This window comes from Euzebya sp. (assembly GCF_964222135.1).
Classification (GTDB): Bacteria; Actinomycetota; Nitriliruptoria; order Euzebyales; family Euzebyaceae; genus Euzebya.
The window spans coordinates 74,042-96,785 of sequence record NZ_CAXQBR010000006.1; the positions used below are offsets into that span (position 1 = coordinate 74,042).

The window sequence follows — 22,744 nt, forward strand, 5'->3', positions numbered from 1 at the left end:
CTCACCGGCGTCCCGGTCGCCCTGACCCCCGCGGCGGCGGCTCGAGGCGGACCAGGGCGAGCACCACGAGGAACGAGACGATCGAGAACCCGGCCAGCCCCCACGCCCGGCCGGTGTGGCCGAGCAGGTACTCCTCCAAGGCGACGGTCAACGCCCAGAGCTGGCCGAGGAGGATCGTCAACGCGATCAGGATCCGCGTGGTGACCTGGGTGCGGAGGCCCTGGTCGGTGTCCTCCGCCGGGGTGCTCGGCAGCGGTCGGATGGGGCGACGCGGTGTGGCCCGCGGGTCGGTGGACATGGCCTCAGGCCTCCTCGTCGTGGGCGTCGGGCGTGAGTGCCCCCTCGCCCACGGCGACGATCGCGGCGCCGCGCCGCTCGAGGCGGATCTGGGGCAGGGGCCGTTCGGGCGGGCCCGCCGTCGGCGCGCCGGTCGCGGGGTCGAAGTGGCCCTCGTGGCAGGGGCAGTACAGGTCGTCGTCGTCGAGTCGGGGCAGCACCTCGCAGGCCAGGTGGGTGCAGACCGCCGAGTAGGCGACCCAGGTCTCCTCGTCGAGCCGCAGCAGCAGCGCGGGCTGGCGATCGCTCGGGTAGCCGAAGCGCACCGACCCGCCGACGGGGATCGCGTCGGCGTCCTCGGTGATCACCACCTCCTCCTCCGCGCCCTGGGTGGGGCGCGTGAACGCACCACCCGCCACCGCCACGCTGCCGAGTGCGAGCCCGCCGGACAGGATCCCGAGGATCCGCAGGTAGCCCCGTCGGGTCACGAGCGCGTCGGTCGTCAGCCGGCCGATGCGCTCGGCGACCAGGTCGGGATCGCGGGGGGTGGCCCGGCTCATCAGATCAGCGGCAGGCAGTCGGGGGCGTCGGAGGGGACGACGTACCAGTTGCCCGTCTCGATCTCCTGGTTCCCGAAGTTGAACACGTCGATGACCTTGCGGGTCGGCCGGTCGCGCTCGACCTCCTCGCGGGTGCCGTAGTAGAGGGCGTCAGAGGGGCAGACCGTCGCGCACATGGGGCCGAGCCCCACCGAGGTGCGGTCGTAGCAGAGGTTGCACTTGTAGGCGAGCTGCTCGACCGGATCGAACTTCGGCACCCCCCAGGGGCAGGCGTGGACGCAGTTGGTGCAGCCGATGCAGCGGGACACGTCGGGGGAGTGCACCACCCCGTCGTCGGTGGAGAGGATCGCGTCGACCGGGCACACCTGCGCGCACGGGGCGAAGGGGTCGTCGCAGTGCATGCAGACCGTCGGCAGCGCCGCCGTGGTGGTCCCCCGGTCGATGAAGTCGAGGTTCATCATCGACTTCCCGCGATGGCTGTCGCACTCGCGGCAGGCCGCGACGCACGCGCCGCAGCCGATGCAGCGGGACGGGTCGACGAAGATGGATCGTTCGAGGCTCATGTACCGGGCTCCTGGATCCCCACGGGATCGGTTGCTGGCGGAGGTCCTGCGGTCTGGCTGATCGTGCCGCCGACCGCGAGCGGCGGGTTCGGGACCGGCGGCAGCTCGTCGGCCCGCTCGATGCGGACCGACGACCCCTTGAAGGCGGGGATCCAGCTCAGCGGGTCGAACCGGGCGATGGTCAGCTGGTTCGCCCCCATGGGCTTGGCCCAGTGGTAGGGCATGAAGACCGTGTCGGGCCGGACCGTGGTCACGACGCGGGCGGGCACCACGACCGTCGCGCGCCGGCTGGTCAGGCGGACCGGATCGCCATCGGACACGCCGATCGCCGCGGCGGCCTCCGGGTGGAGCTCGGCCCACGGGCTGGGGGTCTGGTCGACCAGGTAGCCCAACCGCCGGGTCTGGTTCCCCGACAGGTAGTGGGCCACGGTCCGGCCGGTGGTGAAGCGGTAGGGGTACTCCTCGTCCGGCTCCTCCACCGGTGGTTCGAACTCGACGACGTTGAACCGCGCCCGCCCGTCGTCGAAGTAGAAGCGCCGGTCGGTGAACATCCGCGGGGTGCCGGGGTGGTCGGTCGTCGGGCAGGGCCAGGCGATCGGCCCCTCGGACTCGATCCGCTCGTAGGTGATGCCGGCGTAGTCGGCCTTACCGCCCGCCGAGGCGCGCCGCAGCTCCTCGAAGACCTCCCCCGGGCCCGACCAGTCGAAGTACTGCCCCCGGCCCAGGCGTCTGGCGAGCTCGGACAGGATCCAGATGTCGGTCCGCGCCTCCCCCGGCGGGTCGGTCGCCTTGTTGATCTTGCAGACCAGCGCGTCGGAGCTCGCCACCACGCCCTCGGACTCAGCCCACGCCGAGCCCGGCAGCACCACGTCGGCGAGCAGCGCGGACTCCGACGGGAAGATGTCGATGACCGTGTAGAGGTCCAGGCCGGTCAGGATCCGGCGGGTCCGGTCCTCGTCGGGCCAGGACACCATCGGGTTCGAGCAGATGTTGATGACCCCGCGGATCTCCCCGGACTCCATCAGCTCCAGCTGCTTGAAGATCGGGTCGCCCTTCTGGGGGATCTCGTCGGGCTCGACCCCCCACACCGCGGCGACGTGGGCGCGGGCCGCCGGGTCGGAGATGTCGCGCTGGCCGGGCAGCTGGTCGCACTTCTGGCCGTGCTCCCGACCGCCCTGGCCGTTGCCCTGCCCGGTGATGGTGCCGATGCCCGACCCGGGCCGGCCGATGTTGCCGGTGGCGAGGACCAGGTTGATCGCCGCCATCGCGTTGCGGGCGCCCATGACCTGGTGCTCCATGCCCCGGGCGTGGTTCAGCATGGCCTTCTCGGCCGACCCGAACAGGACCGCCGCGCGGTGGATGTCGGCGGCCGGGACCCCGCAGATCCCCGCGGCCACGTCCGGCGTGAAGTCGGCGACCGAGGTCGCGACCTCGTCGAACCCGGTCGTGTGCGCCTCGACGAAGGCGGTGTCGACCATCCCCTCGTCGATGACGACGTGGAGCATCGCCATCAGCAGCGCCCCGTCGGTCGCGGGTCGGATCGGCAGGTGCAGCTGGGCGACGCGGGCGAGGGTCGTCTCGCGCGGGTCGACCACGATCAGCGTCCCGCCGCGGTCCATCAGCCGCCAGTAGTGGCGGATGAAGATCGGGAAGGTCTCGGGGACGTTGGCACCGAGGACCATCGCCACGTCGGCCTCGCCCACGTCGGCGATCGGGTTCGGCGTGCGGTCGACGCCGAAGGAGCGGTTGTTCGCGGCGCCGGCGGACACCATGCACATCCGGCCGTTGTAGTCCGCCTGCCGGGTCTGCAGCGCCAGCCGGGCGAACTTGCCCAGCACGTAGGTCTTCTCCGTCGTCATCGACGCGCCGCCGTAGGTGGCGACCGCGTCGTTCCCGTGGGCCTCCTGGATCCGGCGGATGCCGGACACGACCCGGTCGAGGGCTTCGTCCCAGGTCGCGCGCCGCAGCCCGTCCGCGTCGCGGACCATCGGGTACGTCAGCCGCTCGGGGTGGCCGATCTGCTGGTACGCCGACACCCCCTTCGGGCACAGCTTCCCCCGGTTGTGGGTGTCCATCCGCGGTTCGACCCCGATGACCTGGCCGTCGGCGACGCGCAGGTGCATGCCGCACTGGACCCCGCAGAACGAGCAGTGGGTCGACACCCACCGCTCGTCGGGGCGGTCGGTCTCCCACCCGCCGGCGGACTCGCCGCCGGACTGGTGCAGCTCGGCGACGCCTGGCGGGGTCGGCATCCGGTAGGGCTGGCGTGGCACGCAGGGGGCCTCTCGGTCGGGGGTGGCGGTCGGGTGGTCGCGGCGTCAGCGCTCCTCGGCGGAGGCCTCTCCCACGAGGGCGGTGGCGAAGCTGGGGCCGTTCGCGGCGAAGTAGGACTGCCCGCGGGCGACCCGCTTGCAGCGGGGGCAGAGCTCGATGACGTGCTGCGGCATGCCCTCGGCGGCGGGCAGGTCGTAGCGCTGGCCGAGGTCCTCGAGGGTGGCGCGCAGGTCGGTCACGAACAGCTCGGCGGCGAGGCGCTCGCCGCAGCGGGCGCACGCTCGCGGCGGCTCCTGCGCGCCGAGCTCGGTGTACATCTGGATCCCGACCGAGGCGGGCCGCTGGAGCACGTGGAAGAACTTCCCGAACGGGATGAACACCAGGCTCAGCACGACGGCCGCCATGTGGATGATCACCAGGAAGCCGTAGTACGCGCCGTCGAAGAAGCTGGTCGACACGGTCAGCAGCAGCCCGGTGACGGAGATGACCAGCAGGGCGATCAGGGGCGCCATGTCGTAGCCGAGCGACTGCCCCGTGATCGCGGCGCGGTCGCGGAAGCGCCGCCACAGGAAGATGGCGCACCCGATGATCACCAGCACCGCGGTGTAGACGAGGGCGCGGAACATCGACCAGCCGATGAACGAGCTGGTGTCGAAGGTGATCGTCGGGAAGCCGAAGACCCACATCCGGTACATCTCGGTGGTGCCCGGCTCGAGGTGGAAGACCAGCCACCCGAACACCAGCGGGAAGGTGATGAGGGTCGCGCCGATCACGCCCCAGAACAGGCACTGGTGGCCGATCCACCGGTCCAGGCCGCGCCGGCGGATGAAGCCCTGGGTCAGCAGCTGGCCGACGATCGCCCGGGGCAGCAGGCTCGGCAGCCGGCGGAAGTTCGACCATGACGCGAACTGCTGCCAGCCGCGGCGCCAGTAGCGGCCGGTCGAGGGCATCCGCAGCCAGCGCGCGTAGCGGGCCACCACGGCGAAGGTCAGCGCGACGATGGCGACCGCGTAGCCGATCAGCGCCGAGTCGAAGGTCGTCAGGGCTCGCGAGCCCGCGTAGATCACCGCGATGAGGACGGCCGCCGCGACCCCTCCGACGAGGGTCTCGCGCAACCCGAGCAGGTCGGGGGGCGGCACCTGCGCGGGCACGCGCAGGTGCGGTCGTGCGGGTGGGGCGTCCTCGCGTGGGGTCGGCATCGCTCTGGCTCGGTGGCGGTCCGTTCGCCGGCCGATCCAACCAACCCATCGGCCTGGCTGCAACCCACATGCCCCCTTTGGGAGTCGTGCCAAACGCCGGTCGCGGGCCGCGCGACCTGGGACCAGGGTCCCGGCGGACCCGGGACCTCCGGCCCGTGCCACCCCAGCCGACAGATCTCATAGTCGTGAACTACGAGACTCGATGATCGCGGCGGGACGCCGCAGGAGCCGAGCCGCCACCGCCACCGAGAGGAACTCCTGACATGTCGTCGCTCACCCGCCCCACCGAGGCGCCTGCGGCCCCGGCCCCCGAGGCCGGCCGAGCCGTCGATCCCCGCTGGTCCCGTCGCCTGGCCATCGGCCTGCCGGCGGTGATCCTGCTGCTCGTGCTCGTCGTCGCCAACCAGACCGGCACCGTGCTGATCGCCCGCGACCTGCGGGCGGACTACGAGGGCCTCGCCGGTGACGCCGAAGCCGCCGTGGCCGACGCCGCGGCGTCGCTCCGCGCCACCCAGCCCGCTCCCGCGGCCGCGAGCGCCGCGCCCGCTGCCGCCCCCGTGCCCGAGCGCCCTGCCACCGTCGAGCAGGTCGAGATCGCCCTCACCCTGAGCGAGTTCGCGATCGACGCCGACGTCACCGAGGTGCCGCCCTACGCCGAGGTCACCTTCACCGTGACCAACGACGGCGTGATGGAGCACGACGCGGTCATCGAGGGCCTCGACGGCACCGAGATGCTCGGCGCCGGCGAGACCGGGACGTTCACCGTCGAGGCGCCGGCCAGCGGCGAGCTCGAGATCATCTGCACCGTGCCGGGCCACGCCGCAGCCGGCATGGCCACGACGATCGGGATCGCGGGCGGCGAGGGTGGCGACGAGGTCGCCGCCGCGCCGGCCGACGGCGCAATGGATGACGCCGCCATGGGCACCGCGGTCGACTACGCGACCCCCGACAACGCCGACGCCTACACCGGCGAGCGCCCCCCGCTCGAGGTCTACGACCCGACGGCCCCGCCGCCGGCGTCGGGGACCGTCCACGACATCGACCTCGTCATCGAGGAGCGGATCATGCAGGTGTCCGCGGACGTCTGGCAGGAGGTCTGGACCTTCGGCGGCACCGTCCCCGGCCCGACCCTGCGCGTGAACGTCGGTGACACCGTCAACATCCACCTGATCAACCCCGAGGGGTCCGGCGTCGACCACTCCGTCGACTTCCACGCGAGCCAGGTCGCCTGGAACGACGAGATGACCAACATCGCGCCGGGGGAGGAGAAGGTGTACTCCTTCGTCGCCACGCACGCCGGCGTGTGGATGTACCACTGCGGCACCGCCCCGGCCCTGCACCACATCGGCAACGGCATGTTCGGCGCGATCATCGTCGACCCGGCCGAGCCGCTCCCCGAGGTCGACCACGAGTTCGTCTTCGTCCAGAGCGAGTGGTACACCGGCCCGCAGGGCGAGGTCGGGGACCTGGGCAAGATGTCCGAGGGTGCCCCGTCACCGGACCACGTGGTGTTCAACGGCACCGCCGGCCAGTACGCCGACCACCCGATCGAGGTGGGCGTCGGCGAGCGGGTCCGGGCCTACGTCCTGAACGCCGGACCGAACGTCGACTCCTCCTTCCACATCGTCGGCACGATCTTCGACAGCGTGATGAAGGAGGGCGTCTTCCTCGACGCCAGCAGCGAGTGGGGCAGCCAGGCGATCGACCTGGCCCCGGCCCAGGGCGGCTACGCCGAGTTCGAGCTGGCCGAGGACGGGCTGTACCCGATGGTCACCCACGCCTTCAACTTCCCCGGCCGCGGCGCCCTGGGCCTGTTCCAGGCCGGCGACGGGGGGGAGCCGGTCAGCGGGGGGCACTGACCACCAGCTCGAGGGCCTGGGTGGCCAGCGAGACCTCGACGAGGTCGACGGGGTCGCCCAGGTCCCGACCGGTCAGCTCCTGGAGTCGGCGCAACCGGTTGAAGACCGTGTTCCGGTGGCAGTAGAGGACGGCGGCGGTGCGCTCTGCATCGCCGCCGTTCGCGTACCAGGCCCGCAGGGTCGCCAGCAGGTCGGCGTGCCCGATGCGCCAGGTGTCCGGGTCACCCAGGACGACCTCGACCAACCGCCGTGCGACGTCCGGGCTGCGCAGCACCAGGGCCTGGGGCAGCACCTCGGCCAGGGTGACCGGCCGTCCGCGGTCGGCGGGTCCGGCGGCGCGCAGGGCGAGGACGGCGAGCTCGAGGGCGGAGGGCACGTCGGTCACGTCGTCGATGCCCGGTTCGAGGGCCACCTGCGTCGGCGCTTCGACGTCGGCGGGGAGGCCGGCACCCGCGATCACGCCGACCGTCACGTCGCCGCGCACCTGCCACGCCGACCGCGTCCCGCGGGCCCGGAGGGCGGTCTCGAGCGCCGCGCGGGCGCCACGCGGCAGCGTCGCGTGGGCGACGGCGGTCAGCGCCCCCTCGCCCATCCCGAGCGCGACCGCGGCGCGGCGGGCGGCCCCGCGGTCGCCGTCCCCACCGGCCAGCAGCGTCGAGACCGCCGCGGCGCGACGGGCCTCGTGCTCGCGGCTGACCCGCTCGAGGCTGGCCTTGTAGGCCTCCGCCACCATCGCCGACTGCAGGTCGACCACCTCCCACACGTCGGTCGCCGCCTCGAGCAGCGCGTCGCGACGCGAGGGGTCCTCGCCGCAGGCCGCGATCAGCTCGTGCCACACCGCCTGGGCGGCCAACCGGTAGAGGTGCAGCAGCGACTCGAGCGGGACCTCCATCTCGGCGTTCCGACGACCGGTGCGCTGGTGCGGACCCGGGTCGAGGGCCGCCCCGCCGGTCACGAGGGCCCCCAGCAGGGCGTCGAGGTTCTCGTGGCAGGCCGTCAGCCGCTCGGCGGCGTCGAACCGCTCGGCGTACACCGGCTCCGCGGCCACCATGCGCTCCGCGAACCGGGCGGCCAGCTCGTCCAACCGCCCCCGCGCGCGTCCGGCCAGCTCCCCCACCACCGCGCGGGGCTCCGGGCCAGCCTCGTTGTGCTGTGACACAACGAGACCGTAGCGGATCTGGGCTGCAGACCCTCGACGCCGCCATCGGCGGCTCCCTACGCTCCCCGGCACGAGCCGATCGAGAGGGAGAGCCGTGCCGAAGACCCTGATCCGCCTGGTGGCCCTGCTGGGCGCCCTGCTGCTGACCCTGACCGCCTGCCGGTCCGACGACGGCGACAGCACCGCCGAGACGACCGACGACGCGGCTGGCGCCGAGGTCGCCGAGGAGGCCGCCACCGACGAGGCGGAGGAGGAGGCCGAGCCCACCGAGGCCACCGACGCCGCGGACGAGCCGACCGAGGCCACCGAGCCCGCGGAGGAGCCGGCGGCCGGCGGCGACGTGACGACCGACATCGGCGTCACCGAGGAGGCGTGCCCCGACGCGGTCAACCCCGACAACGGGTGCATCTACCTCGCCAGCCTCAGCGACCTGACGGTCGGGCCCTTCGCGTCCCAGGGCCCGCAGATCGTCGAGGCCGTCAACGCGTTCTGGCAGCGGGTCAACGACGAGGGCGGCATCGCCGGCTACGACGTCAACACGACCGAGTTCACGCGCGACCACCAGTACAGCCCCGAGACCGTGACCCAGGTCTACCAGGAGATCAGCGACGAGATCCTGGCGATCACCCACCTGCTCGGCTCCCCCATGGGCATCGCCCTCGAGCCCTTCCTCGAGGAGCAGGACGTCCTGGCCGCCCCCGGCACCTGGACCTCGGAGTGGCTGTTCAGCCCCAACATCCTCGAGTCCGGGTCGACGTACTGCATCGACGCGATGAACGCCGTCGACTACGCCCTCGAGGAGGGCGCGCAGCTCGAGCGCGTCATGGCGATCCACTTCCCGGGTGACTTCGGCGACGACGGCGCCGCCGGCATGCAGGCGGCCGCGGAGGCCAACGGCATCGAGTTCATCGACGTCCCGACCACCCCCGGTGCGGACAACCAGGCCGAGGCCCTGTCCCGCCTGGTCAACGAGGCCCCCGACATGGTGCTGATCGTCACGGGTCCGACCGAGCTGGCGACGATCGTCGGCGGCGCGGTGTCCCAGGGCTACGAGGGCGAGATCTACGCCCAGGCCCCCGGCTTCAACGAGGGCCTGCTCGAGAGCCCGGTCGCCGACGTCGTGTCCGACCGCGTGGTCTTCGGCCTCCCGTGGGGCACCCTCGCCTCCGACGCGCCCGGCACCCAGGCCTTCCTCGAGGCGATGGGCGACCAGGCCAGCACGACCGCCTTCCCCGGCTGGGTGTGGTCCTACCCGCTGCACGACGCGATGGTCGCGGCGGCCGAGTCCGGCGACCTGACCCGCGCAGGCCTCGTGGCCGCCGCCCAGGGCCTCGACAGCGTCGACTACGAGGGCATCCTGCCCGAGGGGTCAGGCAACGTCTCGGGTGAGCCGAACGACGCCGCGGTCCGGACCACGACCTTCGCCCAGCTCGACGGTGACGCCGAGTTCCGGGTCGCCGAGCTCGCCAACGGCTACGAGGGGCCGACCGCGACGGACTACGACTTCCAGTCCGCCTGCTACAGCTGAGGTCGGGGGCACCGGCCCGATCCCTCCGGTCGTGTTCACCCGACCTGACGTCCACGCGACCGAGCTCGACGGCGGCGGGGTGCTCCTGGCATCCCGCACGCCGCTCGGCCCCCTCCCCCGGAGCACCTCGACCTTCCTGACGCGCTGGGTCGTCAGGGATCCGGACCGCCCGCTGTTCATCGAACCCGATGCGGCGGGCGGCACCGAGGAGCGCGTCGTCACCTACGCCGGCGCGCTCGCGACCGCGCGGAGCATCGGGCAGGCCCTGCTCGCCCGGGGCCTCGGCCCCGCCCGCGGGGTGGCGATCCTGTCGGGCAACTCGATCGACCACGCGCTCGTGACCCTCGCGGGTGCCCTCGTCGGGGTGCCCGTCGTCCCCATCAGCGTGGCCTACTCGACCCGCGCGACCGACTTCTCCCGCCTGCGGGACATGCTCGCGGTCGTCCAACCCGGCCTGGTCTTCTGCGCGGACCCCGCGGCCTGCCCGGCGGCGCTCGACGCGATCGCCGACCTGGGCGCGGAGCTGGTGTGCGCCACGCCGGCGCGCGATGGCCGGGCCCACGCCCTGCTGTCCGAGCTCGAGTCCACCACCGCCACAGGCGCGGTGGACGAGGCGGCCGCGGCGGTCGACCTCGACACGGTCGCGAAGGTCCTGTTCACCTCCGGGTCCACCGGCGTGCCGAAGGGCGTGCCCACCACCCACCGGATGTTGCTCGCCAACCAGGTGGCCCTGCAGCAGATCTGGCCGTTCCTGGCCGAGACCCCGCCCGTCCTGGTCGACTGGTTGCCCTGGAGCCACACGTTCGGCGGCAGCCACAACGTCGGGCTGGTGATCGCCAACGGCGGGACCATGGTGATCGACCACGGCCGTCCCGCGCCGGGGCTGATCGACGTGACCCTGGCCAACGTGCGGCGCCACCGGCCCACGATCTCGTTCAACGTCCCGGCGGGCTACGCCGCGCTCCTGCCGCACCTCGAAGCCGACGAGGAGCTGGCCGCTGCGTTCTTCTCCCGCCTCCAGCTGATCTTCTACGCGGCCGCCGCGCTGCCCCAGGACCTGTGGCAGCGGCTCGAGGCCGTCAGCGAGCGGACCACCGGGCGCGTGGTCCCGATGACCTCCTCGTGGGGCTCGACGGAGACCGCACCCCTGGCCACCGCCGCCCACTTCCCCCTCGAGCGGGCCGGCAACATCGGCGTTCCCGTGCCGGGCGTCGAGCTGAAGCTGGTGCCGGCCGGCGGCAAGCTCGAGATGCGCGTCCGCGGCCCGAACGTGATGACCGGCTACCTGGGCGGGCGCGGCCCGCATGACGTCCCCCACCCCTTCGACGACGACGGGTTCTACCGGATCGGCGACGCGGGCCGGCTCGCGGACCCCGACGACCCGAGCGCCGGCATCCTCTTCGACGGCCGCATCGCCGAGGACTTCAAGCTGACCACGGGGACCTGGGTGAGCGTGGGGCAGCTCCGCGTCGACGCGCTGGCCGCCGCCTCCCCGCTGCTCGCCGACGCGGTCGTCACCGGCCACGACCGCGAGTCGGTCGGCCTGCTCGCCTGGCCCGCGCCCACCGCCGCCCCGGACGACCCCGACGTGCGGCGCCGCATCACCGAGGGCCTGGCGGCCCACAACGCCGTGGCCGGCGGGTCGTCGCGGATCGTCACGCGGGTGCTGCTGCTCACCGAACCCCCCTCGATCGACGCCGGCGAGATCACCGACAAGGGCTACATCAACCAGCGCGCCGTGCTCGAGCGACGGGCCGCCGACGTCGAGCGGCTGCACGCCGCGGACCCCGACGCCGACGTGCTGGTCATCGCGCCGGGCGGAGGCTGAGGCGCACGATCGGGGCCTCCATCGCCTGACGGCGACGTTCCCCCCGATCGGGGCCTGCATCGCCTGACGGCCTGACGGCCTGACGGCGACGGTCCCCCCGATCGGGGCCTGCATCGCCTGACCGCGATGTTCGGCGCGATCCTGGGCGGTTTCGACGTCTGGCCGGTTGACAGACTATCCGGTCAGTCAGGTAGTGTGGCCCGCAGACCTGGAGACGACCCGGAAGGACATCGCCGACGTGGCTGACATGTGGATCGCAGGAGCATCGAGGGGCGGGTCGGGCGACCGCCTCGACGTGGTCGACCCCGCCTCGGGCGAGGTGATCGATGGCGTGCCGGTCGCGACCGCCGACGACGTCGACGCCGCGGTCCAGTCCGCCCGCGACGCGTTCGCCGGGTGGGCCGCCACCGACGTGGCGAAGCGGGCCAAGGCGCTGAACGCCCTCGCGGACGCGGCCGAGGCCGAGAAGGACGAGCTCGTCGCGCTGCTGACCCGCGAGCAGGGCAAGCCCACGCTCGAGGCGAACGGCGAGTTCGCCCACTTCCTCGCCGGCCTGCGCTACTACGCCCAGGCCGCGACCAAGCAGCGCGGCGTCCACCAGGAGCTGCCGAGCCAGTTCGGCCGGGCCTACGGCATGGTCGTGCGCCGCCCGCTCGGGGTGGTGGGGGCCATCACGCCGTGGAACTTCCCCCTCACCCTGCTGGCCAACAAGCTCGGGCCGGCGCTGGCCACCGGGAACACCGTGGTGGCGAAGCCCGCGGAGACCACACCGCTCACGACCCTCCGGATCGCCGAGCTCGCCACGCGGGCCGGCCTCCCCGACGGCGTGTTCAACGTCGTCACCGGCGGACCCGAGACCGGTCAGGCCCTGGTCGACCACGACGTCGTCCGCCGCATCGCCTTCACCGGCCAGACCAGCACCGGCCAGTCGATCATGGCGGCCGCCGGGCCGAAGCTGAAGCACGTCAGCCTCGAGCTGGGCGGGTCCGACCCGACGATCGTCATGCCGGACGCCGACCTCGACGCCGCGGTGAAGACCATCCAGATCGGCCGCTACTGGAACTGCGGCCAGGCCTGCCTGGCCCCCAAGCGCGCCTTCGTCCACACCGACGTCTACGAGCAGTTCGTCGAGGCGCTGACCGGCCGCGTCGGCCGCTACGAGCCGGGCCCCGGCGCCACGCCGGCGGAGAAGCCGAAGATCCGCATCGGCCCCCTCCACACCGCCGCCCAGCGCGATGTGCTGGTCGCCCAGCTGGCCGACGCGACCGACCGCGGCGCGGAGGTCCTGGTCGGCGGCGAGGCGATCGACGGTGACGGGCACTTCTTCGCCCCCGCCGTCGTCACCGGCGTCCCGACCGACAGCCGGCTCGCCACCGAGGAGGTGTTCGGCCCGGTGCTGCCGATCTGGGAGGTCGAGGACCTCGACCAGGCGATCGCGATGGCCAACGACACGCCCTACGGGCTGGGCTCGTCGATCTGGACGACCGACGCGAGGGCCATCGACCGGGCGATCCGCGAGATCGACGCCGGCATGACCTGGGTGAACCAGCTGCACTACGGCTACGACGAGATGCCCTTCGGCGGCACCAAGCAGTCCGGGTTCGGCCGCGAGCACGGCCTCGAGGCGCTGGACGAGTACGTCGAGTTGAAGTCCGCCGTCGTCGGGGGGCTGAGCTGACCATGGCTGATCACGACACGGCGAGCGCCACCGCGTCAGTCGACGGCGGGGTCGGCACCATCACCCTGGACCGCCCGCCCGCCAACAGCTACGACCCGTCGTTCATCGAGGACCTCGACGCCGCCATCTCCACCGTGGTGGACGCCGGCGTCGCCGTCGCCGTCGTGCGCTCGGCAAGCGAGCGGTTCTTCTCCGCCGGCGCGGACGTGAAGGGCTTCCTGTCCCGCACGGCGGACGAGAACAACGCGATGGTCCGGCGCGCCCACGAGGTCTTCGACCGCTTCGCCGCGGAGGACTGCGTGTTCATCGCCGCGATCGCCGGCCACGCGCTCGGGGGCGGGTACGAGATCGCCCTCGCCTGCGACGTCCGCGTCGCCGCCGAGGGCAGCTACCGGCTCGGCCTGCCCGAGGTGACGCTCGGGCTCCTCCCCGGCACCGGCGGCACCCAGCGCCTGCCCCGCCTGATCGGCCCCGGGCGCGCGCTCGAGATGATGACCACCGGCCGTTCGGTGACACCCGACGAGGCCGAGCGGCTGGGCATGGTCGACCGACTCGTGCCCGCGGACTCACTCGACGAGGTCGTCGGCGAGATCGCCACGACACTGGCCGCCGGGGCGCCGCTGGCGATCGCCGCCACCAAGCGGGCGGTGCACCAGGGCATGCGCCAGCCCCTGCCCGAGGCGCTGCAGACCGAGCTGGCCGAGCTCGCGCCGCTGTTCGCCTCCGAGGACGCCACCGAGGGGATGACGGCCTTCACGGAGAAGCGCCGCCCCGACTACCAGGGCCGCTGACCCGGCCCGCACACCGGACCCTTGATCCTGACTGACCGGTCAGTTACAGTGGTCGCACGCACCCGGCAGGAGGAACGATGACCGCACTCCCCACGAGGCTCTCCAACGACGAGGTGATGTCGCGGCTCGCCGCCGGCAAGTTCGTCGAGGGGCCCCAGCACGCCTCGGAGGACTACGTCGAGGCGCTGAAGCGGACGCTGATCGTGTCGGCGGACACCGAGCTGATCAGCGCGCCGTCCTACCTGGGCGCGGCGCCGTCCGCGCCCGACACGTCCAGCTACATGTCGGTCCTGTCGATCATCCAGGACGAGGTGGGCCACGCCCACATCGCCTACCGGATGCTCCGCGACCTCGGGGTCGACACCGACGAGCTGGTGTACGGGCGGCAGCCGCACGAATACAAGCACCCCTACGCCTTCGACGTCCCGCTCGAGAGCTGGAGCGAGATGATCGTGGCGAACGCCTTCTACGACCGCGCCGGGTTCGTGCTGCTGAGCGACGTCTTCACGCACACGACCTACGCGCCGTGGAAGCGGGCGCTGGTCAAGGTCGACCGCGAGGAGACCTTCCACCTGCGCCACGGCGAGCGCTGGATCGCGAAGCTGTCGAAGGACCCCGACGCGAAGCGGAAGATCCAGGACGCCGTCGACTGGATGTTCATCCTGACCCTCGAGTGGTTCGGGCTCCCCGACGAGCTCAAGCGCCACACGGGCCAGAACACCTTCAAGCTCAAGGGCCAGACGAACGACGAGCTGCGCCAGACCTGGATGTCGGCGACCGTGCCGTTCTGCGAATCCCACGACATCGAGGTGCCGGCCCACCTGGACTCCGAGACCGGCACCTACGTCATCGACTGCGCCTTCCCGATGGCCTTCGACGCCGAGGCCAAGGAGTGGGACCACGCCGGCGGGCAGATCTCCTGGGACCAGGTGATGGAGCGGTGGCGCAACCGGGGTCCGGCGAACCAGCGCTTCGTCCGGCAGCTGCAGCGGGGCCACGCCCAGCTGGTGGGGGCCGGATCGTGAGCGCCCTCGCCCCGGCCGAGCCCGTCCCCTCCTCCGGCAGGACCGCGGTGACCGTCCGCGGCGAGTGGCGCTCGACGGTCGACCGCGACGCGGTGTGGGCGGCGCTGTGCACCGTCGAGGACCCCGAGCTGCCCGTGACGGTGACCGACCTCGGCCTCGTCCGGGTCCTCGCGGCCGAGGGCGGCGAGGTCACCGTCGGCATGACCTGGACATCGCTCGCCTGCCCCTGCACCGAGATGATGCGCGATGACATCCGGGATCGCGTCGGCGCGGTGCCCGGCGTCGAGTCGGTGGTCGTCGACGACCGCCTCGAGCCCTGGTCGCGCGACGACGTGACCCCCGAGGGGCGCGAGCTCCTGCGCGCCGTGGCGGTGATCTGAGTGTCAGCCGTCGAGCGACCCGCGGGCGAGGGCAGCGCAGCCCCCTACGAGGTCTTCAGCCGCCACAGCTCCGAGGACGTCCCCCACCACCTGGGGCAGGTCCGGGCCACGACCGACGACGACGCGGTCGTCTACGCCTGGACGCTGTACGACGAGCGCAAGTGGAAGGACCTCTTCATCGTCCCGCGGTCCGCCATGACCCAGCTGATCGAACCGGAGTAGGCGATGGCGACGTACCTGGTCTTCGCGCGACGCGACTACCCCGACCCCCTCGAGCTGGTCGACGAGGTGACCGCGGACCGCACCCCGACCCGCGACGAGGTCGGCGGCGACGAGGACTGGCTCGAGCTGGTCGTCGCGCCCGCCGACGCGGTCATCTGGATCCAGCGCGACGGCGAGGTCGTCGGCGACCACGACACCCTGGAGGCCGTCCTGTGAACGCGACCACCCAGCTGTCCCCGGACCTGTCCGCCGGGCTGGCCAACCTCCTCGGCGTCGTCGGGGACAACAAGTACTCCCTCGGCATGCACCTCTCGTCGTGGTCGGTGGGCACCCCCGGCCTCGAGAGCGCCGTCGCCTGCGCGGCGATCGCCCAGGCCCACCTCGGCCAGTCGCGCGCGGTGTTCCCGCTGGCCAACGACCTGGCGGGGGAGGGGGTGGAGCTCGGCCCGCCCGACGAGCGGGAGCGGCAGTACCGCATGTCGTGCCTCGACGAGCCGTTCGACACCTGGGGGCAGGCCGTCGCCACCCTCTACCTGGTCGACCCGGCCCTCGACATCGTCCTGCGGGCCCTCTCCGGGCTGAGCGACGAGCTCGCGCGTCGCGTCGCGAGGATCCTCGACGAGTCGCACTTCAACGCCGACTTCGCGCGCGGGCGCGTCGTCGAGCTGACCACCCGGTGGCCCGCCGGCCGCGACCAGCTGCAGGCCCACCTCCCGCGGATCGTGACCGAGGTGCTGTGCTGGTTCGGCCCGACCGGCGAGCCCGGCGTCGAGGCCCTCCGGGACGCGGGCATCCTCACCCTCGACAACGACGGCATGCGGTCCGCGTGGCTGGATGCCGTGATGCCGCTGCTGGTCGAGCACGGCTACGACGTCGGGGTCACCGGCGAGCCGGGCGCGTGGCAGATGCCCGACCTGCCGTGGGACGCGTGGAACGGGCTGCAACGCCGCGTGGAGGGGTAGTGGCCGACGCGCCGACCTGCCCGTGGTGCGGCTCCGCCGACGTCTCGGAGCTCGCGGCGTACGGCTCGCTGCTGATGACCGCCCAGTGGTTCTGCGACGCCTGCGGCAGCCCGTTCGAGCGGATCCGGCACCGGGGGTCCGAGGAGCCCGCCGGCGATGGCTGACCCCGTCGCCGTCGAGGACCGCGACGGCGTCCGCTGGGTGGTCCTCGACCGGCCCGAGCGGCGCAACGCGATCGACCTCGAGCTGCAGACCGCGCTCGGCGACGCGCTGGTCGCCGCGGCCACCGATGAGGCCGTGGACGCGATCGTCGTGGCCGGGCGGGGCCCGGCCTTCTCCGCCGGCGGGGACCTGAGCCGCTTCGCCGACGCCGATCCCCGCAGCTTCCGCGGGTCGAGCCACGACCTCACCGCCACCATCGGCCTGGTCGAGCGGATCGAGAAGCCCGTCGTCGCCGCGATCGGCGGCGTCGCGACCGGTGCGGGGCTCCAGCTGGCCCTGGCCTGCGACCTGCGGATCGCCTCGACCGACGCGCGGTTCATGTGGCGCGAGGGCCACCTCGGCCTGCTCCCCGCCCACGGCGGCATCGCCCGGCTGGTCGCGATGGTCGGCCTCGGCCCGGCGCGGGACCTGGTGCTGGGCGGCGGCGACGTCGACGCGGCGCGGGCGCACCAGCTCGGGCTGGTGACCGCCGTCGTCGACCCCGCCGAGCTCGAGTCGGCCGTGACCGAGGCCGTCGAGCGGATCCTCCGCCGCGGCGCCCAGGCCTACGCCGCCGCCAAGCGGGTGCTCGGCATCGTGGTCGCCGACGTCCACCGCGGTCAGCTCGCCGAGACCCTCGGCCAGAGCCTCCTGGTCACCACCGAGGAGCACCGCGACCGGCTGGACGCGGCACGCCGGCGCCGCTGACCGTCATCGACCCGTGTACGCCCGGCAGGGGACCGGCTCAGCTCCGGTCGGCCCCGAGCAGGCGCAGCAGGCCGCCGCGGCAGCGCTCGCGGTAGGCGTCGTGTGTCGTCTCCCAGTCCTCCCGCTGGAGCCACTGGATGAACAGCCCGTCGAGGTAGGCGCGCATCGCCTCGGCGGCCTCGTCCACGTCGTCGACGTGGAACAGACCGCGGTCGAGGCCCTCGGCGATCACCTCGGCGTACAGGCCGTTGATGATGTCGCGGGTCATGCCCGGCAGCTCGGCGAAGGAGGGGACCCGGGCGGCGTGCTCCACCAGGTCCAGGTAGAGCAGGTAGAAGTCCCGGTTCGGCTGGGGCCCGATCCAGATCGCGTCGATCAGCGCCTTCACGACGTCCTCGGCGGCCTGGACGCTGCCGACGCCCTCGCGGATCCGCTCGGCGGTCCGCACCAGGGCCCACCGCATGGTGGACAGCAGCAGGTTGTCCTTGGTCTTGAAGTGGTAGAGGACCAGGCCCTTCGACACGCCGGCGTCGTCGGCGACGTCCTGCAGCGCGATGCGGTGCCCGCCGCGCCGGGACACGACGCGGTACGCCGAGCGCAGCAGCGAGACCTCCCGCTCGCTGAGGCCGTCCAGCGCCTCCGCCGCTGACTCGCTGGGTGTGCTCATCGTCGCTGGTGCCCTCCGGTGCGCTGGACCGCGGAGAGTGTAGGGGGGCCGGCCACGCCTCAGCCGCCGGCGCCGCGCAGGAGGTCGGCCACGTCGTCGGGCCAGGGGCGGGGGCGGCCGTCGTCATCGACCAGCACCACGACCATCCGGGCCGTCGCCGCCACCTCGTCGCCGACGCGGACCTCCATCGCGTAGGTCGCCGACGTCCGACCGACCGACTCGACGGCGAAGTCGATCTGCACCTCGTCGTCGAAGAGGACCGCCCGGTGGAACTCGGCCTCCACCCGACGCCGGGGCGTGCACCCGAACGTCATGTCGATGATCCCGAGGGAGCGGTGCAGCTCGGCCTCGGCCAGCTCCGCCCAGCGCCAGGTCGTGGCGTGGTGCCACCGCACCGCGGCGTCGGTGTCCATCCACTCGAGGCGGCGGGTCAGGGTGATCGAGGCGCCCATGGGCTGATCCTTCCACGTCCGGTAGGCGGGCTTGACTGACTGACCGGATAGTCTAGGCTCGGATCAAGCTCACGATCCAGTGGAGGCATGCGATGGAGCACGCGTTCATCGGCGGGCGGTCCACCCCGCTCGACGGTGCGGAGGAGATCGTCGTCCGCGACCCCGGGACGCAGGAGGTGGTCGGCACGGTCCCCGAGTCCGGCAGCGCCGGCATCGACGCGGCCGTCGAGGCGGCGACGGCGGCCTTCGCCGGTTGGCGGGCCACCCCCGCGAGCGCCCGCGGCAAGGCGCTCGAGGCCGTCGCCGACGCGATCGAGGCGCACACCGACGAGCTCGCGCCGATGCTGACCGCCGAGCAGGGCAAGCCCCTGCGCGAGTCGCGGCTGGAGCTGCACCGGTGCGTCGAGACGCTCCGCCACTACGTCGGGCTGTCGCTCAACATCCGCGGGACGGCGGTCAGCGACCTCGACACCGGCGCGCGCGGCATGGTGCTGCGCCGCCCCCTCGGCGTGGTCGGCGCGATCGTCCCCTGGAACTTCCCGACGACCCTGCTCGCGAACAAGCTCGGGCCGGCGCTGGTCACCGGCAACACCGTCGTCGCGAAGCCCGACGAGACCACGCCCTTCGTGACCCTCCGGCTGGCGTCCATCGCCCACGAGGCAGGGCTGCCGGAGGGTGTGTTCAACGTGGTCCCCGGCAGCGGGCAGATCACGGGCGCGGCCCTGGTCGCCCACCCCGGCGTCCGCAAGATCGCCTTCACCGGGTCGACCCCGGTCGGCAAGCAGATCATGGCGACCGCGGCGGACGACATGAAGCGCGTCACGCTCGAGCTGGGCGGCTCGGACCCCCTCATCATCTGCGCCGACGCCGACGTGGACGCGGCGATCAGCGCCGCCGCGATGGGCCGGTTCTTCAACTGCGGCCAGGCCTGCCTCGCGATCAAGCGGGTGTACGCCGAGGCGTCGATCGCCGACCGCGTCGCCGAGGGCATCGCCGCGAAGGCCCGCAAGCTGTCGCTCGGGCTGGGGACGGCCAAGGGCACCCAGATCGGTCCGCTCCACTCAGAGGAGGGGCGCGTCGCCATCGTCAAGCAGCTCGAGGACGCCGTGGCGAGCGGCGGCGAGGTGCTCGCCGGGGGGTCCATCCCCGAGGGCGAGCCGTTCGATCGCGGGTGGTTCCACGAGCCCACCGTGGTCTACGGCGCCTCCCACGACTCCGCGGTGGCCGTCGAGGAGACCTTCGGCCCGCTGCTCGGCGTGTGGTCCGTCGCGGACCTCGACGAGGCGATCGACCGGGCCAACGCCTCCCCCTACGGGTTGGGCTCCTCGGTCTGGACCAGCGACCTCGCCAAGGCGATGGACGCCGCGGACCGGATCGACGCGGGCTACACCTGGATCAACTCGCGCACCAAGGTCTACGACGAGCTGCCCTTCGGCGGCCTGAAGCAGTCCGGCTACGGCAAGGAGCACGGCGAGGAGGCGCTGGCCTTCTACACCGAGGAGAAGTCGGTCGTCATCCGCACCTGACGCCGCCCCAGCCGACCCCAGAGCCGACCCCAGAGCCGACCCCCACGGAGGGACCCCGTGCCGACGACGACCGCCGCCGACCACATCAGCCTGCTGTCCGACCGCAACCTCGACGCCGGTCGCGGGGACACCCCCGCCCTCATCACCGAGGACGGCTCGGCGGTCACCTACGCCGAGGTGCACCGCGACATGTGCCGGTTCGCCGCGCGCCTGCGCGACGCCGGGGTGCACCGCGGCGAGCGGGTGCTGCTGGTGATGGACGACACGCCCCGCTTCCACGCGGCGTTCCTCGGCAGCATCCGCGCCGGCGCGGTGCCGGTCCCGGTCAACTTCCTGGCCCGTCCCGACGACTTCGGCTACTTCCTCTCCGACTCCTACGCCGTCCTGGCGGTCGTGGACGAGCCGTTCCTGGACGCGGTCGGACCCCAGGCCGAGCCCCTCGGCGTGCCGGTGCTGGTCGGCGGGGGGACCGGCGAGGAGACCGTCGAGTCGTGGGTGGCGGACGGACCCGACCACGTCGACCCCGTGTCGACCCACCCCGAGGACCCGGCCTTCTGGTTGTACTCCTCCGGGTCGACCGGCCGGCCGAAGGGCGTGGTCCACGCCCAGCGGGACGTCGCCGCGACCTGCACCACCTACGCCGAGCAGGTCCTCGGCCTCGCGGCAGAGGACCGGGTCTTCTCCACCACCAAGCTGTTCCACGCCTACGGGCTCGGCAACGGGCTCAGCTTCCCGATGTGGGTCGGCGCGACCGCGATCCAGATGACCGGACGCCCCGCCCCGGACCGCGCGCTCGCGAAGATCGAGGCGCACCAGCCCACCGTCCTGTTCAGCGTCCCGGCGCTGTACAACGCGATGCTCGCCCACCCGGACTGCGCCACGCGCGACCTGTCGTCGCTCCGCCTCGGCGCGTCGGCGGCCGAGGCACTGCCGGCGGAGATCTGGCGGCGCTGGCACGACCGCACGGGCACCGAGATCCTCGACGGCATCGGCTCGACCGAGATGCTGCACATCTACTGCTCCAACCGCGCGGGGCAGGTCGTGCCCGGCACGTCCGGGTTCCCCGTCCCGGGCTACGAGCTCCAGCTGCGCGACGAGCACGGCACCGTGATCGGTTCCGACGGCGAGGCCGTCGGCGACCTCTACGTCGCCGGTCCCAGCCGCCTGTCCTACTACTGGCACCACGCCGACAAGACCGAGCGCTGCCTCCACGGCCGCTGGTTCTTCACCGGCGACCGCTACCGGCGCGGGGCGGACGGCGCGTACGCCTACGAGGGCCGGGCCGACGACATGATGAAGGTCAAGGGCCTGTGGGTCTCGCCGATCGAGATCGAGAACCGCCTGATCGAGCACGACGCGGTGCAGGAGGCTGCGGTCATCGGTGTCGAGCGCGACGGCATGACCGCCATCAAGGCGCACGTGATCCTCGCCGGCGGGCGCGAGGGCGACGACGAGCTGACCGCCGAGCTACAGGAGTGGTGCAAGGCCGCGCTGCTCCGCTACCAGTACCCCCACGAGGTCGTCTACGTCGAGGACTTCCCGCGGACGGCGACCGGCAAGGTGCAGCGCTTCAAGCTCCGCGCCCGTGACTGAGGTGACCGGCGGCACCCTCGACGTCGGCCTGGGACCGATCGAGTACGTCGAGATCGGGCCCGCGACCGGGGAGGGGGAGGGGCAGGCCCCGCTCGTCTTCCTGCACGAGGGGCTCGGGAGCGTGGAGCTGTGGCGGTCCTTCCCGACCGACGTCGTGGCCGCGACCGGCCGACGGGCGCTCGTCTTCAGCCGTCACGGCTACGGCGCCTCCGCGGTCGTGCGCGAGCCGCGTGGCGTCGACTACATGCACCGCGAGGGCATCGACGTGCTCCCCGCGGTCCTCGACGCCCTGGGCTACGACGACCCCGTGCTGGTCGGGCACTCCGACGGCGCCTCGATCGCGCTGATCGCCGCCGGCAGCGGGGCGGTGGAGCCGGCCGGCCTGGTGCTGCTGGCCCCCCACGTCATCGTGGAGGACCGATCCATCGAGGGGATCGAGCGGGCCAAGCAGGTCTACGAGACCACCGACATGGGCACGCGGATGGGTCGCTACCACGCCGACGCCGACGCCACGTTCTGGGGCTGGAACGACATCTGGCTCGACCCGGCGTTCCGCGCCTGGGACATCCGCGACGTGCTGGCCGGGGTGCGCTGCCCGACCCTGTGCGTGCAGGGCGTCGACGACGAGTACGGCACGATGCGCCAGCTCGACGAGATCGCCGACCGGGTGCGAGGTCCGGTGACGCGGATCGAGCTCGAGGACTGCGGCCACGCCCCGCACCTCGACCGCCCCGAGGCCACGCGTGAGGCGGTCACCCGGTTCGTCGCGGACCTCTGACGCAACCGACCTACGACGGCTGTAGTGAATTCACCCTGGACCTTATCTGACCGGTCAGTTAGGCTGCCGGACGATGTGAGCCGACCCACGTCGACGAACGAGCCGGAGGGCACGAATGCGACTCTCGAGATGGATCCGACTGCTGGCGCTGATCGGGGTGCTGGCTATGCTGGCCACCGCGTGCAGCGGTGACGACGGCGGGGACGGGGACGCCGCCGGCGACGGCGGGGAGACCGACGCCGCCACGGCTGACGAGCCGGCCGAGGAGGAGCCCGCTGCTGGCGAGGATGAGGGGACGGAGGCGGCTGATGGGGGTGGCGGGTCCTCGGACGAGCCGATCCGCATCGGGATGCTGACGTCGTTCACGGGTCCGTTCACGCCCTGGGGCATCCAGCTGCAGGCGGGGATGCAGATGGCGGCGGAGGAGATCAACGCCGACGGCGGCGTCGATGGGCGGATGATCGAGCTGGTCGAGGCCGATGACCAGAACAACCCCGAGGAGGGGGTGACGGCGT

The 22,744-nt window shown here is 72.8% G+C and carries 24 protein-coding genes; 16 read left to right on the forward strand and 8 right to left on the reverse strand.

What is annotated here, in order from left to right; genetic code table 11:
* Nucleotide 1 precedes the first annotated feature (1 nt).
* The 5 genes from ACEQ2X_RS02690 to ACEQ2X_RS02710 all read right to left on the reverse strand — a co-directional run bounded on the left by ACEQ2X_RS02690 (nt 2) and on the right by ACEQ2X_RS02710 (nt 4,872).
* On the reverse strand, nt 2–298 hold the full coding sequence (locus ACEQ2X_RS02690; RefSeq protein WP_370324217.1) for a hypothetical protein: 297 nt from the start codon (nt 296–298) through the stop codon (nt 2–4).
* Nucleotides 299–302: 4 nt separating this feature from the next.
* Nucleotides 303–836, reverse strand: coding sequence for a ubiquinol-cytochrome c reductase iron-sulfur subunit (locus ACEQ2X_RS02695; RefSeq protein WP_370324218.1), 534 nt, complete (start codon nt 834–836; stop codon nt 303–305).
* Nucleotides 836–1,399 (reverse strand): 4Fe-4S dicluster domain-containing protein, encoded by a 564-nt coding sequence (locus tag ACEQ2X_RS02700; RefSeq protein WP_370324219.1) that lies wholly within the window; start codon nt 1,397–1,399, stop codon nt 836–838. Before ACEQ2X_RS02700 ends, ACEQ2X_RS02695 begins: the two co-directional genes overlap by 1 nt.
* Nucleotides 1,396–3,651, reverse strand: a complete 2,256-nt coding sequence (locus ACEQ2X_RS02705) for a molybdopterin oxidoreductase family protein (protein WP_370324242.1) — start codon at nt 3,649–3,651, stop codon at nt 1,396–1,398. The genes ACEQ2X_RS02700 and ACEQ2X_RS02705 overlap by 4 nt, the downstream gene beginning before the upstream one ends.
* A 66-nt stretch (nt 3,652–3,717) precedes the next feature.
* Nucleotides 3,718–4,872, reverse strand: a complete 1,155-nt coding sequence (locus ACEQ2X_RS02710) for an MFS transporter (protein ID WP_370324220.1) — start codon at nt 4,870–4,872, stop codon at nt 3,718–3,720.
* A gap of 263 nt (nt 4,873–5,135) precedes the next feature.
* Here ACEQ2X_RS02710 and ACEQ2X_RS02715 point away from each other — a divergent pair, with 263 nt between their 5' ends.
* A complete protein-coding gene (locus tag ACEQ2X_RS02715) occupies nt 5,136–6,731 on the forward strand; it encodes a multicopper oxidase domain-containing protein (protein ID WP_370324221.1) in 1,596 nt (531 codons plus the stop codon).
* Here the strand turns inward: ACEQ2X_RS02715 and ACEQ2X_RS02720 are convergent.
* A complete protein-coding gene (locus ACEQ2X_RS02720) occupies nt 6,715–7,890 on the reverse strand; it encodes a PucR family transcriptional regulator (protein WP_370324222.1) in 1,176 nt (391 codons plus the stop codon). The two genes, ACEQ2X_RS02715 and ACEQ2X_RS02720, sit on opposite strands and share 17 nt — an antisense overlap.
* A 94-nt stretch (nt 7,891–7,984) precedes the next feature.
* On the opposite strand from ACEQ2X_RS02720, the gene ACEQ2X_RS02725 reads away from it, so the two are divergent.
* The 11 genes from ACEQ2X_RS02725 (at nt 7,985) to ACEQ2X_RS02775 (ending at nt 17,213) form a co-directional block, all read left to right on the forward strand.
* The gene (locus ACEQ2X_RS02725) at nt 7,985–9,418 is read left to right on the forward strand and encodes an ABC transporter substrate-binding protein (RefSeq protein ID WP_370324223.1); all 1,434 of its coding nucleotides are present in this window, start codon (nt 7,985–7,987) and stop codon (nt 9,416–9,418) included.
* Nucleotides 9,419–9,449: 31 nt separating this feature from the next.
* Nucleotides 9,450–11,246, forward strand: a complete 1,797-nt coding sequence (locus tag ACEQ2X_RS02730) for a feruloyl-CoA synthase (protein WP_370324224.1) — start codon at nt 9,450–9,452, stop codon at nt 11,244–11,246.
* A gap of 247 nt (nt 11,247–11,493) precedes the next feature.
* Entirely contained in the window at nt 11,494–12,924 is a 1,431-nt protein-coding gene (locus tag ACEQ2X_RS02735) for an aldehyde dehydrogenase (protein ID WP_370324243.1), read from the forward strand.
* Nucleotides 12,925–12,926: 2 nt separating this feature from the next.
* Nucleotides 12,927–13,715, forward strand: coding sequence for an enoyl-CoA hydratase/isomerase family protein (locus tag ACEQ2X_RS02740; protein WP_370324225.1), 789 nt, complete (start codon nt 12,927–12,929; stop codon nt 13,713–13,715).
* Nucleotides 13,716–13,792: 77 nt separating this feature from the next.
* Nucleotides 13,793–14,740, forward strand: coding sequence for a Phenylacetic acid catabolic protein (locus tag ACEQ2X_RS02745; protein WP_370324226.1), 948 nt, complete (start codon nt 13,793–13,795; stop codon nt 14,738–14,740).
* Entirely contained in the window at nt 14,737–15,120 is a 384-nt protein-coding gene (locus ACEQ2X_RS02750) for a metal-sulfur cluster assembly factor (protein ID WP_370324227.1), read from the forward strand. The genes ACEQ2X_RS02745 and ACEQ2X_RS02750 overlap by 4 nt, the downstream gene beginning before the upstream one ends.
* Nucleotides 15,121–15,342, forward strand: coding sequence for a hypothetical protein (locus tag ACEQ2X_RS02755; protein ID WP_370324228.1), 222 nt, complete (start codon nt 15,121–15,123; stop codon nt 15,340–15,342).
* Between the two features lie 3 nt (nt 15,343–15,345).
* Nucleotides 15,346–15,558 carry a hypothetical protein gene (locus ACEQ2X_RS02760; protein ID WP_370324229.1) on the forward strand — a complete coding sequence of 71 codons (213 nt, stop codon included), beginning with the start codon at nt 15,346–15,348 and terminating at the stop codon, nt 15,556–15,558.
* Entirely contained in the window at nt 15,555–16,304 is a 750-nt protein-coding gene (locus ACEQ2X_RS02765) for a Phenylacetic acid catabolic protein (RefSeq protein ID WP_370324231.1), read from the forward strand. The genes ACEQ2X_RS02760 and ACEQ2X_RS02765 overlap by 4 nt, the downstream gene beginning before the upstream one ends.
* Nucleotides 16,304–16,468 carry a hypothetical protein gene (locus tag ACEQ2X_RS02770; protein ID WP_370324233.1) on the forward strand — a complete coding sequence of 55 codons (165 nt, stop codon included), beginning with the start codon at nt 16,304–16,306 and terminating at the stop codon, nt 16,466–16,468. Before ACEQ2X_RS02765 ends, ACEQ2X_RS02770 begins: the two co-directional genes overlap by 1 nt.
* Nucleotides 16,461–17,213: an enoyl-CoA hydratase/isomerase family protein gene (locus ACEQ2X_RS02775; protein WP_370324234.1), complete on the forward strand. Its 753-nt coding sequence runs from the start codon at nt 16,461–16,463 to the stop codon at nt 17,211–17,213. Before ACEQ2X_RS02770 ends, ACEQ2X_RS02775 begins: the two co-directional genes overlap by 8 nt.
* 37 nt (nt 17,214–17,250) lie before the next feature.
* Here ACEQ2X_RS02775 and ACEQ2X_RS02780 read toward each other — a convergent pair whose 3' ends face one another.
* Nucleotides 17,251–17,880 carry a TetR/AcrR family transcriptional regulator gene (locus ACEQ2X_RS02780; RefSeq protein ID WP_370324235.1) on the reverse strand — a complete coding sequence of 210 codons (630 nt, stop codon included), beginning with the start codon at nt 17,878–17,880 and terminating at the stop codon, nt 17,251–17,253.
* Between the two features lie 59 nt (nt 17,881–17,939).
* On the reverse strand, nt 17,940–18,332 hold the full coding sequence (locus tag ACEQ2X_RS02785) for an acyl-CoA thioesterase (RefSeq protein WP_370324236.1): 393 nt from the start codon (nt 18,330–18,332) through the stop codon (nt 17,940–17,942).
* A gap of 92 nt (nt 18,333–18,424) precedes the next feature.
* On the opposite strand from ACEQ2X_RS02785, the gene ACEQ2X_RS02790 reads away from it, so the two are divergent.
* The 4 genes from ACEQ2X_RS02790 to ACEQ2X_RS02805 form a co-directional block, all read left to right on the forward strand.
* Nucleotides 18,425–19,858: an aldehyde dehydrogenase gene (locus ACEQ2X_RS02790; RefSeq protein WP_370324237.1), complete on the forward strand. Its 1,434-nt coding sequence runs from the start codon at nt 18,425–18,427 to the stop codon at nt 19,856–19,858.
* Nucleotides 19,859–19,915: 57 nt separating this feature from the next.
* Nucleotides 19,916–21,451, forward strand: coding sequence for a benzoate-CoA ligase family protein (locus ACEQ2X_RS02795; protein ID WP_370324238.1), 1,536 nt, complete (start codon nt 19,916–19,918; stop codon nt 21,449–21,451).
* Complete coding sequence (locus tag ACEQ2X_RS02800; protein ID WP_370324239.1) at nt 21,444–22,229, forward strand: alpha/beta fold hydrolase; 786 nt, start codon at nt 21,444–21,446, stop codon at nt 22,227–22,229. Before ACEQ2X_RS02795 ends, ACEQ2X_RS02800 begins: the two co-directional genes overlap by 8 nt.
* Before the next feature lie 115 nt (nt 22,230–22,344).
* Nucleotides 22,345–22,744 (forward strand): ABC transporter substrate-binding protein (locus ACEQ2X_RS02805; protein WP_370324241.1); only part of this gene is annotated, 400 nt, incomplete at its 3' end.